This is a genomic window from Mycobacterium asiaticum, from assembly GCF_001673635.1.
In the GTDB taxonomy this organism is placed as follows: Bacteria; Actinomycetota; Actinomycetes; order Mycobacteriales; family Mycobacteriaceae; genus Mycobacterium; species Mycobacterium asiaticum_C.
The window spans coordinates 132,278-151,679 of record NZ_LZMH01000043.1 but is presented as its reverse complement, the minus strand read 5'-3'; the positions used below and the strand labels follow the sequence as shown (position 1 = coordinate 151,679).

Genomic DNA, 19,402 nt, shown 5'->3' with positions numbered 1-19,402 from the left:
AGTAGACATTGCGACTTTATAGTTATGTCCTTCGTTACGACGTCGGTTTTGCGCCGAATCCATTTCATGGCTTCTGCACGCTTGCGACTTGCAAGCAAGAGATTAGAGCCAAGGCCCAAGTGGGCGATTGGATACTAGGTACGGGATCGAAAGCTAAAGGTCTTCATGGTCATCTCGTCTATGCGATGCATGTAGACGAGATCCTCACCTTTGATGAATACTGGACCGATTCAAGATTTATCAGAAAGATCCCAAACATGCGCGCAAGCTTTAAGCATGCATTCGGTGACAACATCTACCACCGGGGCAGTGAGGGTGAGTGGATACAAGCTGACTCGCGCCATAGCTTTGCGGATGGCGCTCCGAATCCCGGACATATCTCACGTGACACGAGGAGCGACAAGGTACTGATTGCCCAGCAATTTGTCTACTTCGGTGATCAGGCGCCTCTTATTCCTGAGGAATTGCGCACTTCCCATGGGACGGATATTGTCCATGACCGATCTTTCCATCGGTGCAATTTCCCCGATTCATTAGTCGACTCAGCGATAGGGTGGCTTAAGACGATCGGTACTGGCGTACTTGGCCGGCCCTGCGATTGGCCACCTCGGTAAATTACAAATATGTAATTCGGCACTCCATTATGCACAGCCGCCTTCCTGACCAATCCGACCTCCGACCACGCGATGAGGGCCAATAACTAACAGGGCGTCGGACTTCGGTATGGGGCTTGTCCACAGAAGTGAGTCACTTGTCAACAGTGCGATTAACAATCTGCGTAGTTTAAGGTCACTGCGACGTGACGAGTCCGGGGAAGGGACATTGCATGACCGCGAGCTACCAGGAACAACACCAACCGACCTCTGTGGCTAGCGCTACCGAGGTTCGCCAGGAGCTCATGGTGCGGGACCTCGCCGGGTGGGCTTCAAAACACGCTGATGCAGTCGCCACGTTGATCGAGGTCCCCGAATCCAGCGATCTCTTCCTTCTGTCCCAGGCCGCGAAGCTAACTGAGGAGGTTGGCGAGCTCCACGCGGCGATCCTCGGCCACCTCAAACATCAAAGACCAGGCAAGTTTTTTGACCATGCGGCGATCGAAGCCGAGATCGCCGACGTCATCATCTGTGCAGTCGTTATTAGTCATGTCATGAAGATCGATGCAACGTCTGCGCTGCGCTCGAAGATGAACACCTTGGATGCACGTATGCACGCACTGATTGCCTGATTTCGACGATAGACACCGCGGCAATACCGTTACAGCGTCATCGGCGACGCATTTGACATCACAACAGCAGGTCTCGCTGCGTAGATCGCGTCGTTAACTTCCCACTTAGGCGGAAAGAAAAACGAAATCGGACTATTTTGAGGGACAAACCTCGCCTTAATGCGCTTTCGAGTGCTCTCGAGTTGAGGGGCTGCGACCCGACAGTACTTGTCAGTCTCACAAAAAAGACCCTGGCAATCTATCGCATGCAATCTGCGTCGGCCCCAAAGGCCGAAAAACTTCAAGCCTAGCCTTTCAAACTCTTGCTCTTGGTGGTCCACCATCCACATGATGATTTCCGACGGACTCATGCCACCGGCACTCAGAAAGCATTTCTTAATACCCCGCAACGCACCAGGACCAGGCTGGACAAAATCATCTTCATCAAAGTTGACTATATCGCTGTAGTTCAGGTCAATCGCAATCTGATAAGCCATGAAGTCGCCGATTAATGGAAACTGTCGAAGCTTTTGGTATAGTTGCTCGAGCGATCGGCAACGCAGGATTTCCGTAGCCAGTTGGTCATCGACAAACATATGCTTTAACAGCGCCACGTGATTAAGATATTTGGACGGTTGTTTGTAGGCATCATTCGCGCACAGAATGAATGCGCCGGTATATATTGTGCCATTTCGGGCTCTCGCCATGGCCAAGGCAGCACTGAAGCGGTCGAGATTCAGATCATCTATCGTAGGCTGCCGACCGAGATAATCTTTGGCTACCTCCCATGTTGAGATCTTGCTGAAGAGTCGGAATGCTACGATTTGAAAAAGCCGATCACTAAAAGTACATTCGCGGTCGTCGTAGCAGATCTCGCGGATCAGATACTGACTGACTCGGTCGGCCGCACGGAAGACGTTGCAAAACTTGTACTCGCCGATAATCGGATCGGAGGACCACGGAGGCTCTTCCCGCAAAAATCGGAGTTCGAAAGCCTTCTGTCTTTCAAAAGCGAATTTCCAGTATAGTTCGTAAACGCCAGGTCGCGGAATAGGGCGTCGCACGTTTGATCCTCCGTAAGCTATTAGCGCTGTCGAGTGAACACGCCGGTTCCGTGCAAATTGAAATATCTCGAATCCTGCAGCAGAGATTGAGCTGCGATCCGCTCACCCAGTGTGTAGCGAAATTTATCGACTCCAGTGAAGTGGTCAAATACTATTGCACCGCCTACGACGACCCTATCCCTTGCGGCATCTATGGCTGCGAGCGCGGAAGTGTAGTTGTCAGTATCAATGAAGGCAAGAACCACGTCGTATTGGCTCAGTATCGGTGCGGAATCAACGATATCGCCAGAAATGAGTTGAACATTGCGGCCGCTCAAATACGCCGCGACCGCCTGCTGATCACTGAACTCACAATCGGGATGATCGTACATATCGAGTGGGCTTCGACGTGGTGGAAAGCCATCGAATGAGTCAAACCCGATCACTGGCCAGTCTTTCCCGAGCAACTCAACAACCTTCGACAAGAACATCGTTGTGCCGCCTTTGAATACTCCAAATTCAGCAACCACACCTTCTAGATTTAGGCGCGATGCGTTAACGAGACACTCATAGAGGTGAATCAATGTGTTCGGGTACCCGTTCGCCAGGGAGGGCACGAGCAGATCGGCAAGAACTTTCTTATAGGTAGAGTCCCTATAGTTTAGGTGTCCGTAGCCTGAAACTATCACCTTTGGTGCACCTTTAATATATTCCAGCGCGCCGATAAGTAGTTCCTCTTTATCTTCATCGGCGGCGACAACGATGATGTCATATTCGACCAAACCGATCTCATCTAGCGGCCTTACATTAAACGGTACTGAATAGGTCGGTTTAAGGTCAGCATGGGGCACGTAGACGCCGTCTATGACGTCGGAAATCTCAGATGCTCTCAGGTGCCGATAGATTTTCAGAGTGTCAGGCGTCAGGCCTAAGATCGCGACGCGCGTTGCGCCCGACAAGAGTTGGTCTTCTAAGTCTTCGATCAATTTGTCGAAATCAACTTCGTTCATGGGTAATACATCTTTTCGATTCGAGTTTCGGATACTAATAAGCTCATGAGAGCAACGGAATTTTCGAATATATCAGTGTACGCGCGTCAAGATCCGCGATCAAAGACCCTCCCTTATGGTCGATGAGGTTGCGCATAGCACGGAAGCCACTCGATATCGCACGTCGCCATAACCAGGCAGGCGCAGAAGATACTTCGAAGCTACTCGTTGCCGCCTTCGCGAGCTCGACTGTCTCGCCATCGACTGTTGTTTCGGTTAGGAAACCCATGCGGCGAGTCGCAAGGCGAGACAGGATTGTCGCCAGCCCTTCCTCTGCAAAGATGGCTCGTGCCCCATCTTCACATTCATCGACGGTGGCATCCGAGCGGCGTTTTAGCTTCAACAGCGAGCGGGTGTTGGGCGACCATCCGAGTACTGCCATGAAGCCAAAATGAATGGCATCATGATAGCGATAGCCGTCGGCTATTCGAGCATTATCGGTTAACGCATCTCCGAGATTCTCGCCGACCTTGAAACCCGCAATTTTTTCATTCGTGTCAGTGACTGGGCCCTCCGGGAAATGATTGGGGTCAGCAAAAGTTAGTCTCATGATCGCCAACGGAGCGCCATCCCGTTCAGTCTCCATAAAATCAAATTGTAACCTTCGCGGAAACCGCTCACGCTCGGGAAAACTTTCGTCATACACCTCAAGGGTGCTTAAGTCAGGCTCCTCGCCTCGAAGCATGTACCTATCTCGAGCGCGTTCGAGGTTCGCGTCCGCTATCTCACCCAAATCTAGGCCGGCGGCGGTCGCAACTGCTGCGGCGTACCAGAGAAGATCGCCAAGCTCTTCCTTCAGTTGCTCAATATTCTCCTTGAGATCGATGTTATCGCGCATGTAACGCATGAAAACGTTGAGAATTGAGCCGCTCTCGTAGGCTAGGCCGAGAAGTGGTTGGATTGCGGCGACGGGACCCCCCAAGGGCAGCAGGCTGGTTTCGTTCGCTTTTTGCTGATACTCACTGAGATCCAAAACTCCGCCTAGGTTCGTGTTCCGACCGGTTGTTGTTGCGAACCTTATTCTCCTCCGTGGGATGGTTCGTCGAGCGTTGCGCTCGGCTCCCGTCGCCTTGAGGATATGGCAATCCGTTGACAACGACGTCGAGGCTTGCCGTGGCCCTGCCAATGCCAACCGCTGGAACTATGGAATGGCTCTCCGTCGCTGATCAGTACTACACCCGCGGGCATCAATCGAGCAAGGTTGAGGCGCCGCACTAGACTCGGATCGGCTTGATGGGCTGCGACGGTCTGTCCGCACGCAATTCGGCAACTGGTCGGTGTTGGACGCCAGGCCCACCACTGGGCACCCTCACGACGGTCCTACAGAGGGTCCCGGCTGGAACCCGCGGCACAAATTGCTCGAAATGGCTCTGGTGTGCCTCGTCATGCACTTCGCGGGAACCTCGCCGTAGGGTCGCCGCGGCCACAAGGGTGAGGCCACGGTCGCAGCTCCTCTACCTATCGGCGCGGGCCCGCTCGGCGGGGCGACCGAGCGGCCAACGCGGTGGTGGCGGAGCGAATGAAGCCAAGGTGAATGTTCATCGTGCGCAGCACTCTTCTGGCCTCGGCCCAGGCCTCTGCCAAGGCGCAGTAAGTCTTTGAGGCCAGTAAAGGCGGCGTAGCCGTCATCGGTTATTCAGTGCAAACTATTGAGCAAGTTCAGATCTGCGAGGTTAGGCGGCATCGTCGAGATGGCTAATCCGTTGCGGCACAGAACGATTGTGCAGGATCTGGACAGAAGGTACGCAATGATGCACAACCATTGGTGCAGAATGGACTTCGAAGTCTATCGGCTCAACCCCAGCGACTGTGCTCAACGTTGCCCAGTGATCCCCCATACGAGTCTGTCCATTGCATCGTGGGTCTGGTCGCGAAAGTCGACCCAAGTAAGGGTTCGCAGAAACAGCGGTAAGGTTGGTATTTCTTTTGCGTCGGGGAGGATCACTGGTATCACGGGGCAGCTGCGGCTAGCGAACTCTAAGAGTAGGGCACTAATTTCGGGATCTTGCCACGGCCCTGTCCCAGCATCGCCGACAAAGACCGCGGCGCTCGAAACCCGAGGTATCGCCTTCTCAAGCTCCACGCGCCACGAAAGACCGGGGCGCAACTGGTCCTCATCCATCCAGGTGCGTATCGATAGCTCTCGTAAGCGATCCCGAATTTTGCGCACTTGCGGCTTATCGGACGAGTTATGACACAGAAAGACATCGAACATCTTATCGCCGGTTTCTAGCATCTGGGGCAGATGGTCAATAATATTCAAGTTTAGTCGAGACGACATTGAGATAGCGTCCAAAAGCAGTCGGAGATCCGCGACTAGCGGATTGCCTGCGACCACTTTCGTCAGGCATCGAGCACAAATATATGCTGAACGCATGCCGGTGTCTACAGCGGTTTTCGTTCCGTTGAAATCATTGATACATCCGGTAACGAGTTGATGCTGGTCGAACTCGCCAAGTTGGAATGTGATATGTTGCGCGATAAAATAGGCAACGCCGTTCTCAACGGGTAAGTTTGTCAGGTCATTCCACCCGCTGTAGCTACAAATACTCATTTGTCTACCGTCGTCGAGATATGGGGATTGGTAGAAATAATTGTTATCGTACGGCTTGGCTGTAACTATCATTGTGAGGTCAGCGCCACTCGAGACCTCCAGCAAAGAAGGCGTGAGAGAGTTGTAACTGGTGGGATACTCGATCTGTCGTGCGCTTATTCGCACGGGCCGCTGTATGGCTTCGAAAGTCACATTGTTAAGTAAACCCGACAGTGATCGTGCTAGTTGTTGCCAACGTCCAGTAATTAGTGTCTCATCTGAGAGGATTCGTACTAGCATTTGCCCCACCCATTCACCTCTGCCTAGAATTATCACCATGCATGTGCAAGCAAGACTGTCAGACGAAGTATACGGCCACCTAAAATCAATCGCGGAGTCGCTACAATGTACGACTTCGCAAGTTGTTCGTCTCGCAATCGAGGACTACGTCGCCAGGTATGACCTGCGACGTCGGCCTCACCAAGCAGGTTGAAGCGGTCCGCGCAGTTATTCTCGGCCGCTACTGCGGCGGACCATATGATCTGCGGTCCGGTTGGACGGTTTGAATAGGCTAACGGCGGTATGGATGACATTGAAGGCGCCGCGATCCTTTTCGAACGCCTCGACCCCGGTGACGCGCTGTTGGGGCTGCCCTTGACCGCGTACGCGCTGAGCTAAGGGCGCTCGTGCCACCGCTACGCGGCTGGTTTTCGCCTGGGCGACGTTGACGATCCTGGCGGCACCTGCCCCCCACATTAGTCCGGGACCACACGCTATGCGCGATGCCGAACGACCTCTGTGTCCTCATCCCCTACCCTGCCGGCGATGCGGATAGGTTCTCGCCGGCGATACGGCCGCTGCGACAGTGGGTAAGGTGGCCGCAGCAGTCATCGCTTATTCATCGCGAATGACTGAGAAAAGACGAGATCTGCCCGGTCTTGACCGGGCCGCCGATACGGCTAATCCATTGCGGCACAGAATATTTGCGCAATATCGCGAAATGGCGAGATTGGCCGTCCGGTAATCCGTTGGTCGCGGGTTCGAGCCCCGCCCGCCCCACTTTTGTTGTGTATTGCGTCGGCTGATGCCTGACAGTGTTTCGGCTGATGCTTGACACTCCCTTGATGAGGGAGTCAACCGTGGCCGAGCGGCGGTATCGGGCCGTGATGGCTGTGAATACCGATGGCTCGGCGATCAGTCAGTCCGCCGAGAAGTCGGGGGTGTCGTGCCAGACGCTGCACACCTGGTTGGCCCGATGCGGTTCTTCACCGGCGATGAACGGGTCAAGACTGTCGCGCGCAGCAGCTAACTACGCTTGCCGAGGGAGCCGACCTTGCATCTGGCGGCGGCTTACCCGTGCGTGCCGGCGGTTCCGTCGGCTTCCTTGCCGCCATCCTGGCCGTTTGGCGATCCAATGCCGCGGGCGCCGCCGGACCCGCCGTTGCCCCCGGTACTCGCCGGAGCAAGGTGGTGGCGGACCGTGGGCGGACTCGGTGAAAACGGCCGGTCGGCTAACCCCCAGCTAGCTTTCGCTGGTTGCCCGCGAGCGGGCTCACGACTCGCAGGCCATTAGTCGCGGGCTTTAGCCCGGCCGCCCCACTAACTTCTTGCGCATTGCGGGGCACCTCTGGAGGTAGTCGCGGCAAGCAGAACGTCCGCGCGCTCACCCCACGACGCGTTCTACACTCGAACAAGTGGGGGACACCAGTTCCGAAATCAGCCGCAGGACGTTCGTCGGGGCGTCTTTGGCTGTGGGAGGAGCCGTCGCAGCAGGCCCCGGCGTCGAAGACCGCGCGCACCTCGAGACCCAAACCGCAATGGTGGTACGGGTTCACCTCAACGGCGAAATTCGCGAGATCGCCGTGGACAACCGCACCTCGCTTCTTGACATGTTGCGGGAGCGGGCAGGACTGACCGGGACCAAGAAAGGGTGCGATCAAGGCGCGTGCGGCGCCTGCACGGTCCTGGTCGATGGTCGCCGGATCAATTCCTGCCTGACGCTCGCGGTCATGCACGACGGGGCGCGAATCACCACCATCGAAGGCCTGGCCGACGCCACCGACTTGCATCCGCTGCAGGAGGCTTTCATTAGCGAGGATGCGCTGCAATGCGGCTATTGCACGCCAGGCCAGATCATGTCTGCCTTGGGTTGCATTGCCGAAGGGCATACCGGCTCGCCTGCCGAAATACGAGAATGGATGAGCGGCAACATTTGTCGTTGTGGCGCCTACACCAACATCGTCAACGCCGTCGCTGCAGCGGCCCGGAACCTATAGCCCGTGGACCCGTTTCGCTATACCAAGGCCAGCGACGAGCAGTCGGCATTGCGGGCCGGTGCGGCCGGTGCCCGCTATATCGCCGGAGGCACCACACTTGTCGACCTGATGCGCGAAGCCGTGGAGCGGCCCCATGCCCTGGTCGACATCAACGCGTTGCCCTACACCGAGATTCACGTTCAACCCGGGATGATTCGTATCGGGTCGTTGGTACGGATGTCCGATCTTGCCGCTCACCCGGAAATACGTCAGCGTGTTCCGGTGATATCGCAAGCTCTGGAACTCAGCGCGTCGGCGCAGCTGCGAAACATGGCCAGCATCGGCGGAAATCTGTTGCAGCGCACCAGATGCCTGTACTTCCGGGACATTTCAGCACCCTGCAACAGACGTACTCCTGGTGCCGGCTGCGCGGCAATCGACGGACGCAACCGCACGCATGCGATTCTAGGCACCAGCAGCTCCTGCATCGCCACCCACCCGTCGGACCTTGCGGTGGCCCTGCTTGCTCTTGACGCCGTTGTGCTGGCCCGCGACACCGCCGGCGAACGGCGCATCGCGCTGGCCGACTTGTACGCCAAGCCCGCAGATGAGCCTCAGCGTGAAACCACCCTGCGGCCCGGCGAGCTGGTAGTCGCGGTCGAGGTGCCGCTCGGACCGGAGGTACGCCGCTGCGGATATCTGAAGGTGCGCGACCGCCAATCCTTCGAGTTCGCGCTCACTTCGGCTGCAGTCGCGTTGGACATCGGTCCGGTCGCCATCCGCAGCGCGCGGGTCGCGGCCGGAGGCGTCGGCACCGTGCCATGGCGGCTGCCCGCGGTGGAGGCAGCGCTGCGCGGGCAACGTCCAGACGCGGCTACCTTCCGCAAGGCGGCCGAACTCGCCGCTGACGGTGCATACCCGTTGCGAGAGAACGGGTTCAAGGTGGAACTGCTTAAGCGCACGGTCGAACGCCAACTGACGCTAGTAGCGGCGCTGCCATGAACTATCCGCTGCCACGCGCGTTGCCAGTCACCGGCCAGCCCGTCAGTCGTGTGGACGGCGAGCTCAAGGTGACTGGAAAGGCGACCTACGCGGCCGACCATCAGGTGCCCGGGTTGGTTTACGCGGCGATAGTGTGCAGCACGGCCGCCGGCGGCGTCGCCGTCAGGGTGCACGCCGCTGACGCGCGCCGGGCACCGGATGTGCTGGCGGTACTCACGGATTTCAGCGGGATCAAGCTGCCGTTCGATCCAACGCGGTCCGCGTTCTTCGGTCAACCGGTCGCGGTCGTGGTATGCAGCACTGTGGAAGCGGCGGCGCACGCGGCGTCGTCGGTGAAAATCCAGTACTCGACAGAGTCCTCTGTGACGAGTATCGATGCGGTAGAAGCTGTTCCGCAGCCCGGGCGCAACAACCACGACTATGCCCGTGGCGACGCCGACGCGGCTCTGCGTCGCGCCGCGGTCGTCACCGACCTCGGATTCAGCATCGCCCGCAACAACCACAACCCGATGGAACTACCGTCCACCATCGCCCGCTGGGACGGCGACCAGCTGACGGTGTGGGACAAGGTGCAAAGCATCAGCTCGGCGCGCCAGGCCTACGCCACCGCGCTGGGTATTCCGCCCGACCACGTGCGGGTGATCTCTCCGTTCGTCGGCGGTGCGTTCGGCAGCGCCGGACAGACCTGGCCGCACCAACTGTTGGCCGCCTACGCCGCGCGCAGGATCGGCCATCCGATCAAGCTGGTCATCACCCGCAAGCAGATGTACAGCGGCATCGGCTACCGACCCACCAGTCGTCAGCGGTTCGCCATCGGTGCCGACCATTCCGGCACCCTGACGGCGATGGTGCACGAAGGACGCACGGAGACAGCTAAATACGGCAGTTACGAAGACGGTTTGGTCGGCAATCCAAGGTTCCTCTACCGCGTCCCTAATATGCGCTCGACGTATCGGGTGGTGCCCCTGGATGTCAATCTGCCCACGTACATGAGAGGTCCGGGCGCGGTAAGTGGCACGTTTGCGCTGGAGTCCGCGATGGACGATCTCGCGCACCGGCTGCAGATCGACCCTATTGAGTTGCGGTTACGCAATGAACCTGAAGCCGATCAGATGAACGGAAAACCGTTCTCCACGCGCCGGCTCACCGACTGTCTGCACCAGGGCGCGACCAGCTTCGGGTGGTCGCGGCGCAATGCCACACCCGGGGCAATCAGGGACGGCGATCAGCTCATCGGTATCGGTATGGCCGCAGCCGCTTATCACACGCAGCGCTCTGAATGCGCCGCCAAGGCAACGGTTCTGGCTAACGGCACTGCTGAGATCCTCAGTGGCACCAGCGACATGGGTCCCGGTACCTACACTTCGATGACGCAGGTGGCGGCAGATGCCTTGGGCTTGCCGTTGAACCGAGTGCGGTTCCGTCTTGGGGACAGCACGTTGCCGCCCGCGCCGTCGCACTCCGGTTCGCGTACCATGGCCAGCGTCGGATCGGCGGTATTCGTTGCGGCGAACATGTTGCGAGACAAGTTTATTCGTGTTGCGGTTACTGATCCGGGGTCGCCCCTGCACGGGCTGAACCCAGGTGATGTTGCCGTCACCGGCGGGCGCATGTCGGCGACCGACGCAGCTGAGCGGGGTGAGACATACCAGGAACTGTTGAGGCGACGCCGCTGGGGCGCGCTGGACTCCGAACAGACCTGGACACCCGACGATGCCGATAAGCGCTACTCGATGTACGCCTACGGGGCGGTGTTTGCCGAAGTCGCGGTCGACCCGTTGCTGCCCACCGTCAGGATCAGACGGATTCACGCCTGCTATGACGCTGGCCGGGTGATCAACCCCAAACTGGCCCACAGCCAAGCAATCGGAGGCATGGTCGGCGGAATCGGGATGGCGTTGCTGGAGGCAACGCTGCTCGATCATCGTGATGGTCGCATTGTCAACGCGAACATGGCCGATTATCTGGTGCCGGTCAACGCCGATGTCCCGGCGCTGAACGCGGACTTCTTGGCCGTTGAGGACCCTATTGCCGACCCAATCGGGGTAAAGGGGCTTGGGGAGTTGGTGATTGTCGGGGTGCCGGCCGCGATCGCCAACGCGGTGTTCAACGCCACGGGTAAGCGCGTCACCGACCTACCCATCAAGGTCGAGCAACTGCTGTGACCGGTTCAGGGAGACGACAGCAGTCGGCGCGCTGTAACCCCAATCACTCTGCAGCAGAAGGTGATACGCGAAGCGCTGCGGAGCCAACCCCCGGAATTGCGGTCTGTCCGGCCCGCCAATCCCGGGGATCGCACTAGCCGACCTGCAGCAATAGGGCAACCTCCGGATATGCCGGGGTCAGTGGCCGGTCAGCTCACTCATCGACGGCATCCTGGTCTACGGTGCGCTTCGCGCGCACAGCCGGCCGAGTCGACCGCCGACGTGGAAGGCGGTCGATGATCCCGCTCAGCGAGTTGACCATCCTGTTGAGAGTATCGACGGCAGATTCGAGGGTGTCGGCGGTCGGCGTCAACCTCTCCACGGCGGGCTGCAGCCGGCTCAGGATTTCGGCGGCTTCGGTGAGTTGTTCAAGCGGCCCATTCTTTGCCAGCAGCTTGTCGATGATGCCGTCCTCAACGAACATCCGCTCGATGATGCCGTCCTCGGCGAACATCCGCTCCAGCGGCCCGTCCTCCGCAAGCAGTCGGTCCACGAGCCCGCCGGGCGCCAGGATCCGCTCGAGCGAGGAGCTACTTCCAGCGGTTACCCGATCGAGCAACCCACCGGGCGCATCCAACATATCGATTACCCCGCCCGGACGCATCAGCTTGTCTGCCGGCCCGCCGCGGACAAGAGCGCGGCCCATCGCCCTGTCGTTTTCGGTTAATTCGGCAACTCGGTTCGCGCCTACGATTGCGCCGCGCAGCGGAAATAGATCGGTCAGTGGGTCCACCGTCTTCGGGGCGTCCTCGCCCAACGATTGCTTTACCGCCCCGAGCGCCATGGACGCCGCGGCGAGTCCGGCGTCCGCCACTTTGACGCCGGCCCGGACAGGGGCTTTTGCTACGCCGACAAAGAGCTCGGTGATGTTCACGCGGCAAGTGTATGGCTCAGTGTCGATTCCGTACCGGCGAATGCATTCCGCGCGCTCAGTCGAATGTCAGTCCACACTGCGGACCGCCCTTATCAGTGAGCAAGCGGGCAAGTCGCGGAGGTCCGGTGGAACTCGGACACATCGCCAATATCGTGGCTGGACTGGGTGGTTGTGATCCCGAAGTCACCGCGTTGAATCGATCTTGGTCAACACCATCGCCGCTTCGTTGTACGGAAAAAGGCGGTAGAAGACACCGGATGGCCCGGTGACGAGCGTTGCGGCCTCAGCCTTACTCAGGAGACGGGGATTGGCCAGCGCAATCCTTTTGCCGCGCTTGTGCAGCGCCGCTTGTCCACCGGCGAATACATTCTTCACCCAGTCCGAATGCAGCCCGTACCCGATGAGGACGACGAAGCCGTCGGCGGTGGGAAAGACCAACAGCGGCGTTCGAAAACGCCTGCCCGATTTTCGTCCGACATGTTCGAGTGTGCATAGGCCTGGAAGCCACGGGGTGAGCGACCGAGCCGCCGGATTGATGACTCCGCGATTGAATTTGGCGACGGCCCTTGGCACCCGCATCATTCCCCCTTGTTCACGACCAACCTGCAGATGTCCTAAATCAAGCGGGCGCGGGAACCAGGGCGCTGATGTCCTCGCCTTGAAGCAACTTGATTGTCAGATTCAGGTCGAAGTAGTCGGTCCAGCGTGCGATCCTCCCGTCGCCATCGACCACGAAGGTCCCCATCACGGGGATGGCCGGCTTGCGTCCATCGGGAGTCTGGATGTAGTCCAGGCGTTCGGTGAGCACCACGGAACCCTCGCTGGCGAGGTTCACGATCTCGAAGGCGTAGGCGTCCGGGAACATAGCGAACTGGGCCGCCAAGTTCTCCACGATGGCGTCCGGGCCGGTGAAGGCAGGCATTCCCACGTTCTGATAAACGGCCCCTTCGGCGAGGAGGGGACGCAGCGCTTCGGCGTCCCGATGCTCCATCAAAGCGCAGAAGTGGCGGACGATATCGGCTGGCGAAGACATGAAATGAATCCCTTCACTGCGAGTAGGTGAATAACCTCCGCGGGCTGGACATGATGCGGATCTGCCCCTCGACACATCAGTGCTCGTGGATGATCACCCCCCGAATGTTGCGGCCTGCGAGCATGTCGTCGTAGGCCTCATTGATGTCGTCGAGCTTGTACTCGGTGGTTACGGCTTCGTCGAGCAATAGCTTTCCGCTTTTATAAAGCCTGATCAGTCGCGGGATGTCGGCCCGCGGGTTGGCTTCGCCGTACAGGCTGCCCAGCAGACGTTTCTGGAACAGCGTGAACAACGTCAGCGGCAGCGTCGGCGTCACGTCGGACATCGATGCCAGGGCCGTGGCCACCACGGCACCGCCCTTCCGCACCGCGTTGAGCGCGTCGTTGATCATCGCGCCTTCGAGCACACCAGGCGTGAGGATGGCCGAGTCGGCCATGACCCCGCGCGTGATCTCACCAACTAACTGGGTTGCTTCCTCCATCGAGGTGGCAAAGTGCGTGGCCCCGAACTGAAACGCTTTGTCGCGCTTGCTCGGTTCGATATCCACCACGACGATATGCTCCGCTCCTGCCAGCCGCGCGCCCTGAATGGCACCGCTGCCGATCCCTCCGCAGCCGACCACGAGAACCACGTCGCCGGGACTGACATTGGCGGTGTTCACGGCCGAACCCCAGCCGGTGGTGATGCCGCAACCGAGAAGACATACGCGCGACAGCGGTACATCGTTGTCGATCTTGACGACGGATGCCTCCGACAACACACCCCACTGCGCGAAACTGCCGACGCCCGAGAGCGCTCCGATGCCCCGTCCTCTGGCCCGGCGCCGGAAGGTGCCGTCGGCCTGAACCCCCGCGAGGATGATCGCCCCGTAATCACAGAGGTTTTGGCGGCCCGTGGCGCACCAGCGGCAGCGGCCGCACGCCGGCAGGAACGACGTGACCACGTGGTCTCCCACCGCTATATCGCGGACTCCCGGACCAACTTCCTGAACGACGCCTGCACCTTCGTGCCCGCCTATCAAGGGGAAACTCACCCCGAACATGTCGCCGGTGCGGATGTGGTGGTCGGAGTGGCATAGACCGGTGGCTTCGAACTCGACGAGTAGCTCGCCTTGCTGTGGCGGATCGAGTTCGATCTCTTCCACCGACCATCTCTCGTTCAGCCCCCACAGAACTGCTCCGTTGGTCTTCATGGCGACTCCTCGAGGATATGTATGGCACGCTCCGGGCAGTTCGCGATTGCGTTGTGCGCCCGGGTTTCCCACCCGGACGGGATATCTTCCATCATCACGAAGGCGGTCCCTTCGTCGTCGATGTCGAACATTTCGGGATACGCCGCGTAACAACGGCTGTGGCCTTGGCACGTTTCCCTGTCGACATGTAGTTTCACGTTGTCTAGTCCAATCCGCCTGGCTTGGTCCCGATGACTCCTTTTTCGGTGAGCGCGGCAATCGATGCGGCGTCGAGGCCCAGTAGGTCGCCCAGGATGCTCGCGTTGTCCTGCCCTAAGGTCGGCGCTGCCGACCGATACCACGTCTGAACGCTGCGGTACCTGAACGGAATCGCCGGCACGTGATGCCGTCCCACGATCGGATGGTCAAGGCTTTCGAAGAAGCCCCGTGCCGCCAGCTGAGGGTGCATCGAACCGACCCTGGCGTCTGCTAAATCCGCAGCGGGAACACCATTTTCGATGAGCAACTGTGCCGCGGCAGCGGAATCGTGTTGGGCAGCCCATTGCTCGAGGTGCTTATCGATCACATCATGTGCCCGCACACGCCCGTCATGAGTGTCCAACGCGGGGTCGTTTGACCAATCCGGTTCGCGCAGAGCCGACTTGAGTAGGCGCCACTGCTCGTCCGTAGTGACCGAGATCGCCAGCCATCGTTCGGTTCCCGCGCATGGATAGAGCCCTTGTGGGGCGGCGTCACGGCTGCGGTTTCCCAATCGCGATATCAAATTCCCGTAGGCGGTGAATTCAACAACCTGCTCTCCGGCGGCGTTCAGCGCAGACTCAACCATCGATACTTCGATTAGCGACCCTCGGCCGGTTTCGTCGCGTCGCCGGAGTCCTGCCAACATGGCGAATGCGGAGTGCATTCCTGCCAGTGGGTCACACGGGCCTCTGGGGATGCGCGGCTGGTCGTACTCGTGACCAGTCACCCACGCCATTCCGGTCATCTGCTCCATCGTTTGCGCGAAACCCACGTTATTGCGCCACGGTCCATCAAGCCCGAACGCCGGCATACGGACCATCAATAGTCGAGGGTTGCGCTCACTGACGGCCTCCCACGTGATGGCGAAATTGTCGAAGACGCGGGGCGAAAAGTTCTCAACCAGAATGTCCGAGCATTCGACGAGTCCGAACAACAGCTCCCGTCCTTCGGGTGAGGACAGGTCGAGGGTCAGCCCTCGCTTGTTGGCGTTGGTCGCCAGGTACATCCCCGACCGCTCCCACCACTGAGGCTGATTGGCGAACGCCGCGGCCGCCATCCGTGCGCCGTCAGGGTGGTCTGTCGACTCCAAGTGAATGACATCGGCGCCGAGCGCGGCGAGAATGTGGGTGGAGGAGGGGCCCGCCCACCATGCTGTCGCGTCGATAATTCGTACGCCCGCCAGCGGAAGCCCAGGTGCACAGTCGGCTGCGGTCGTAATCCTGTTGTGGGCGGATCCTTTCACCATTTCCCCAACTGAAGGAGCACCGGCGGCGGGGGCGGGTCGTCGGCCATCGATCCGGTAGGGCGCCAACGGGTGGGTGAAGCTGCCGTCGGCATACGTGCCCCAGACGCCGCGCACCGCGAACTGCGGGTGATCCAAGACGGTCTGGCCATTGTTGACGGGTGAGACGGGGATCCGCAGATCCGAGGCCAACGCGACGATCTCGCCTGTGGAACGTTGCGTCGTCCATTCCCGCACAATCCGATTCCACTCGTCCCGCCGTTCCCACCGGGTCGTGGCGAGGGCCCACGCCGGATCATCGTCGAGTATGTCCAATCGGCCTATCATCGCGAGGAATGACTCGAATTGCTGGCGGGTATTGGTATTGAAGCCCACCCATCCGTCCGCCGTTGGTTCAATGGAAGGGATTTCAACCTGTCGCGCCGGCACAATCAACGGGGGACGACCGGCCAACTCGTGGTAGAGGTCCGCGAATCCGCTGGCGCTGACGTGACACGCTTCCAGCAATGAGCAGTCGACGATTTCGCCCGCGCCGCCGAGTTGAGCTTTCCGCAATGCGCTAAGCGCCGCGACGGCGGCGTAGCTGGCCATGACCCATTCGAAGACGCGGCCGCCGGCTTGAATGGGCGGTTGGTCCGGACGGCCTCGCAACGCCAGGGTCCCGCTCTCGGCCTGGATCGTGAATTCCGTCGAGGGTCGGTCCCGGTACGGTCCGGTCAACCCGTAAGGAGTGAGCGCCACGATCACCAGGTGTGGCGCTCGCCGTAGGAGGGCCTCGCGGTCGAGTGCGCCGGGGCCTAGTGAATCGACGAACACATCGGCGGAATCGATCAGAGGCTCCAGGTCGGCCAGCGAAGTGCCGACGACCGAACGCTTGCCGGCGTTCAAGAATTTGAACAGCGCGCCGGCATCGCTTTGAGCGCCAAACGTTCTGCGGCGGAACGGATCCCCGCCTGGGGCTTCGATCTTGATGACCTCCGCTCCGAGGTCGGCGAACAACTTGGTGCAGTACGGGCCCGAAATTTCCGTCGCCCACTCGACGACACGAACTCCACGCAGGGCGATCATCGTGCGGCTTTCCGTGTCAATGTCTGCTGAAGTGAGTTACCCACCCCGATGAGTGCACACACGCCACTTCCTGTCCTCAGGCTCGTGCCGATCGAGCAGGGTGTTCTACATCCGCATGGCTGCGGCTTGGCTGGCAACGACGCTAGCGACGGGAAAGCTGACGTGTCAAGTGCGACTCGATAACTCTGGCCCCGGTTGAGCCGTTGGGGTTTTCAGTCGGCCGCACGCACCTTGGGGGACCGTTGGACCCGCCCGCTGCGTTTTGCGGGCGGCTTCGTAGTCGATGTGCTTACCCCTTTGGCGAGGATTTGCGAACCCAGTTCGATCTGCGCACGGATGTCTGACTCGGCGGTACCAAACCAGCGTGGCCCGAGGCTCGTCGTGAAGATGATGAAATTGGCCAGCAACTCGGCGAACAGGTCGGCGTCGATATCGGCCCGGATCTGCCCCGCGGCCTGGTAGTGGCGAACGCCTTCGGCGATAACGGCCGTACGGCGTGCGTGATTGGGTTGCAGCACCCGCAGCGAGAAGTCGGGATCTGACAACGCGCGACCGGAGATGTCCCAGCCGGGAACGCCACTGTCGCGGTCATCGATCCTTAATCTCGCGAAGAAAAGCCGCTCGATATAGTCCTCGAAACGCGTAGGCAGGTCCGCCACGACTTGCTCTTCGGCCTCACTGACCAGGTCCGCGATCTGTCGAGAAACGACTTGCTCGAAGATGCCTCGCTTGTCCCCGAAGTAGTGGAACAGCATCGCCTCCGAGCAGTCCGCGCGACGGGCGATCTCCTTCGTCGCCGCGGCCGCGTATCCCGCTTCGGCAAACACCTCAGCAGCTGCTTCAAGGAGGGCTCGTTGTTTGCCGTCCTTGTCGCGAACTCGCCGCCGCGCGCCAGTGGTCATCACCCATACTTTAGCGAGCAGCCATCGGCTGGGGGGAAGTCGGCACGCGTGCCGCCCGCTCGCACGCACTGCGCGGGTAGGTCGATCCTGAGTGCTTTCAGCTAGTTATCGAGTGCGACTTGACTCCTCGCGGTCGACGATTTACTGTGCTGCCAAAGCAAATTTCGGCGTGTGCGAGAAATCCGAGGGCCGGCGCAGATGGCATTTGAACGGCGGCAATATTGCGGCGTGCCCGGAATGTGGTCGGCCCCTCGGTGGTGGCTGTCTAGCCGAGCTGACCGCTGGCGGTGTATCGAGGTCGGCGGGGGCGGGAAGGACTACCCATGGTGAGCAAATCACCGGACGAACACGCCCGGAACCTCGACCTTCGTCACGAGGATTTCAACGATCAAGAATTCCTCTACGAGGTCTACTCGGTGATGCGGGAGAACGGGCCGTTCAGTCACCAGGACGTGCCATTCCTGGGACCCACACCGGGGGGCGCGTGGATCGCCACCCGCTACGACGACTGCTACGAGATCTTGCGGAACTGGCGCAGCTTTTCCAGCAAGCCCCTGGGACTGGAGGGCAACCCGATGTCGTTCGGCGACATCGTGATCACCTTGGATCCCCCACGGCAGCAACAGCTTCGCAAGGTTCTCAATCCGTATTTCTCTCCGGGCCGGATGAAGGAGCTGGAGCCCCAGGTGCGCGCGGTCACCGATGGGTTGATCGACAATTTCATTGAATTGGGCCGCGGCGATCTCGCAGATGTTGCATGGCAGCAACCTGGAATCGTGTTCTTCCGTTACGTACTCGGCATGCCCGTTGAGGACGTGCCGCTCTACATCGAGACAGCCGACCTCGCGATCAATGGTGAGAGCGAAGAGATCCGAAACGGTTCGATGACGAATCTCTACCTCCGCGTACGCGAGGAGATCGACAAGCGTCGTGGTGAACCGCCGCGTGACGACCTGATCGACGTTCTCCTCGCCGCCGAGATCGACGGCGAGAAATTGAGCTTCGACGACGTTGTCGCGAATGTGATGCTGCTGGTGCAAGCGGGGCTCGAAACGACCTCTAGTGCAATGTCGTTCGCGTTCTTCTATCTCGGCACCCATGCTTCGGAGCGCGACCGACTGGTACGCGAAGCCGAGTTGATGCCCACGGCAATAGAGGAATTCATCCGGTTCGCCGGTTCGGTCCACGGACTGCATCGCTCAGTCGCGGAAGAGGTTGAACTAAGCGACCACAAGTTCTGTCCCGGTGAGACGGTCGTCGTGAACTATGCGGCCGCCAACCGCGACGCGCGCGAGTTCGACGAGCCGAACAAGTGCATTCTCGACCGGCAGACAAACCGTCACCTCGGATTCGGAGCCGGCGTCCACCGCTGTCTGGGCTCCAATCTCGCCCGGCTCGAGTTTCGGGTGGGCGTCGAACAGACCCTGAATCGCATACCCGACTACTCCATCCCCCCTGGGGCAAAAGTTGATTTCCACGGGAACTCGGTCACCCGCGGCTACCGCGCCCTGCCCGTCGTCTTTACCCCGGGTGCCCGCATCGGCCGGTGAGAGGCGGCAG

17 protein-coding genes are annotated in these 19,402 nt (G+C 59.8%); 6 read left to right on the top strand and 11 right to left on the bottom strand.

Translation table 11 applies throughout. The features are described from left to right. Positions 1-8: 8 nt before the first annotated feature. Entirely contained in the window at positions 9-614 is a 606-nt protein-coding gene (locus A5645_RS28160; RefSeq protein ID WP_081288319.1) for an Nmad2 family putative nucleotide modification protein, read from the top strand. Positions 615-826: 212 nt separating this feature from the next. Next, positions 827-1,225 carry a MazG nucleotide pyrophosphohydrolase domain-containing protein gene (locus A5645_RS12790; protein WP_065129744.1) on the top strand — a complete coding sequence of 133 codons (399 nt, stop codon included), beginning with the start codon at positions 827-829 and terminating at the stop codon, positions 1,223-1,225. A gap of 29 nt (positions 1,226-1,254) precedes the next feature. On the opposite strand, the gene A5645_RS12785 is transcribed toward A5645_RS12790, so the two are convergent. The 4 genes from A5645_RS12785 to A5645_RS28350 all read right to left on the bottom strand — a co-directional run bounded on the left by A5645_RS12785 (position 1,255) and on the right by A5645_RS28350 (position 6,042). Further along, positions 1,255-2,268 carry a nucleotide kinase domain-containing protein gene (locus A5645_RS12785; RefSeq protein WP_065129743.1) on the bottom strand — a complete coding sequence of 338 codons (1,014 nt, stop codon included), beginning with the start codon at positions 2,266-2,268 and terminating at the stop codon, positions 1,255-1,257. 20 nt (positions 2,269-2,288) lie between these two features. Beyond that, on the bottom strand, positions 2,289-3,257 hold the full coding sequence (locus A5645_RS12780) for a class I SAM-dependent methyltransferase (RefSeq protein ID WP_065129742.1): 969 nt from the start codon (positions 3,255-3,257) through the stop codon (positions 2,289-2,291). Positions 3,258-3,300: 43 nt separating this feature from the next. Further along, entirely contained in the window at positions 3,301-4,269 is a 969-nt protein-coding gene (locus tag A5645_RS12775) for a nucleoside triphosphate pyrophosphohydrolase family protein (protein ID WP_065129741.1), read from the bottom strand. A gap of 840 nt (positions 4,270-5,109) precedes the next feature. After that, entirely contained in the window at positions 5,110-6,042 is a 933-nt protein-coding gene (locus A5645_RS28350; protein ID WP_216638307.1) for a toll/interleukin-1 receptor domain-containing protein, read from the bottom strand. Between the two features lie 1,481 nt (positions 6,043-7,523). Between A5645_RS28350 and A5645_RS12765 the strand changes: the two genes are divergently transcribed. The 3 genes from A5645_RS12765 to A5645_RS12755 are packed head-to-tail and all read left to right on the top strand — an operon-like array spanning position 7,524 to position 11,251. Further along, positions 7,524-8,105: a (2Fe-2S)-binding protein gene (locus tag A5645_RS12765; protein ID WP_172830528.1), complete on the top strand. Its 582-nt coding sequence runs from the start codon at positions 7,524-7,526 to the stop codon at positions 8,103-8,105. 3 nt (positions 8,106-8,108) lie between these two features. After that, positions 8,109-9,086, top strand: a complete 978-nt coding sequence (locus A5645_RS12760) for an FAD binding domain-containing protein (protein WP_065129739.1) — start codon at positions 8,109-8,111, stop codon at positions 9,084-9,086. After that, positions 9,083-11,251 (top strand): xanthine dehydrogenase family protein molybdopterin-binding subunit, encoded by a 2,169-nt coding sequence (locus tag A5645_RS12755; RefSeq protein ID WP_065129738.1) that lies wholly within the window; start codon positions 9,083-9,085, stop codon positions 11,249-11,251. Before A5645_RS12760 ends, A5645_RS12755 begins: the two co-directional genes overlap by 4 nt. 193 nt (positions 11,252-11,444) lie before the next feature. Here the strand turns inward: A5645_RS12755 and A5645_RS12750 are convergent, their stop codons facing one another. The 7 genes from A5645_RS12750 to A5645_RS12720 form a co-directional block, all read right to left on the bottom strand. Further along, positions 11,445-12,164 carry a hypothetical protein gene (locus tag A5645_RS12750; RefSeq protein WP_065129737.1) on the bottom strand — a complete coding sequence of 240 codons (720 nt, stop codon included), beginning with the start codon at positions 12,162-12,164 and terminating at the stop codon, positions 11,445-11,447. Between the two features lie 183 nt (positions 12,165-12,347). Then, complete coding sequence (locus A5645_RS12745; protein WP_065129783.1) at positions 12,348-12,743, bottom strand: nitroreductase family deazaflavin-dependent oxidoreductase; 396 nt, start codon at positions 12,741-12,743, stop codon at positions 12,348-12,350. A 40-nt stretch (positions 12,744-12,783) separates the two neighbouring features. Beyond that, positions 12,784-13,197, bottom strand: coding sequence for a limonene-1,2-epoxide hydrolase family protein (locus tag A5645_RS12740; RefSeq protein ID WP_065129736.1), 414 nt, complete (start codon positions 13,195-13,197; stop codon positions 12,784-12,786). A gap of 76 nt (positions 13,198-13,273) precedes the next feature. Further along, entirely contained in the window at positions 13,274-14,389 is a 1,116-nt protein-coding gene (locus A5645_RS12735; RefSeq protein WP_065129735.1) for an NDMA-dependent alcohol dehydrogenase, read from the bottom strand. Then, positions 14,386-14,586: a ferredoxin gene (locus A5645_RS12730; RefSeq protein ID WP_065035593.1), complete on the bottom strand. Its 201-nt coding sequence runs from the start codon at positions 14,584-14,586 to the stop codon at positions 14,386-14,388. The genes A5645_RS12735 and A5645_RS12730 overlap by 4 nt, the downstream gene beginning before the upstream one ends. A gap of 5 nt (positions 14,587-14,591) precedes the next feature. Beyond that, entirely contained in the window at positions 14,592-16,940 is a 2,349-nt protein-coding gene (locus tag A5645_RS12725; RefSeq protein WP_065129734.1) for a CaiB/BaiF CoA transferase family protein, read from the bottom strand. Positions 16,941-17,152: 212 nt separating this feature from the next. Beyond that, positions 17,153-17,842, bottom strand: a complete 690-nt coding sequence (locus A5645_RS12720) for a TetR/AcrR family transcriptional regulator (RefSeq protein WP_065035591.1) — start codon at positions 17,840-17,842, stop codon at positions 17,153-17,155. Between the two features lie 323 nt (positions 17,843-18,165). On the opposite strand from A5645_RS12720, the gene A5645_RS12715 reads away from it, so the two are divergent. Further along, positions 18,166-19,392 (top strand): cytochrome P450, encoded by a 1,227-nt coding sequence (locus tag A5645_RS12715; protein WP_172830527.1) that lies wholly within the window; start codon positions 18,166-18,168, stop codon positions 19,390-19,392. Positions 19,393-19,402: the final 10 nt, after the last annotated feature.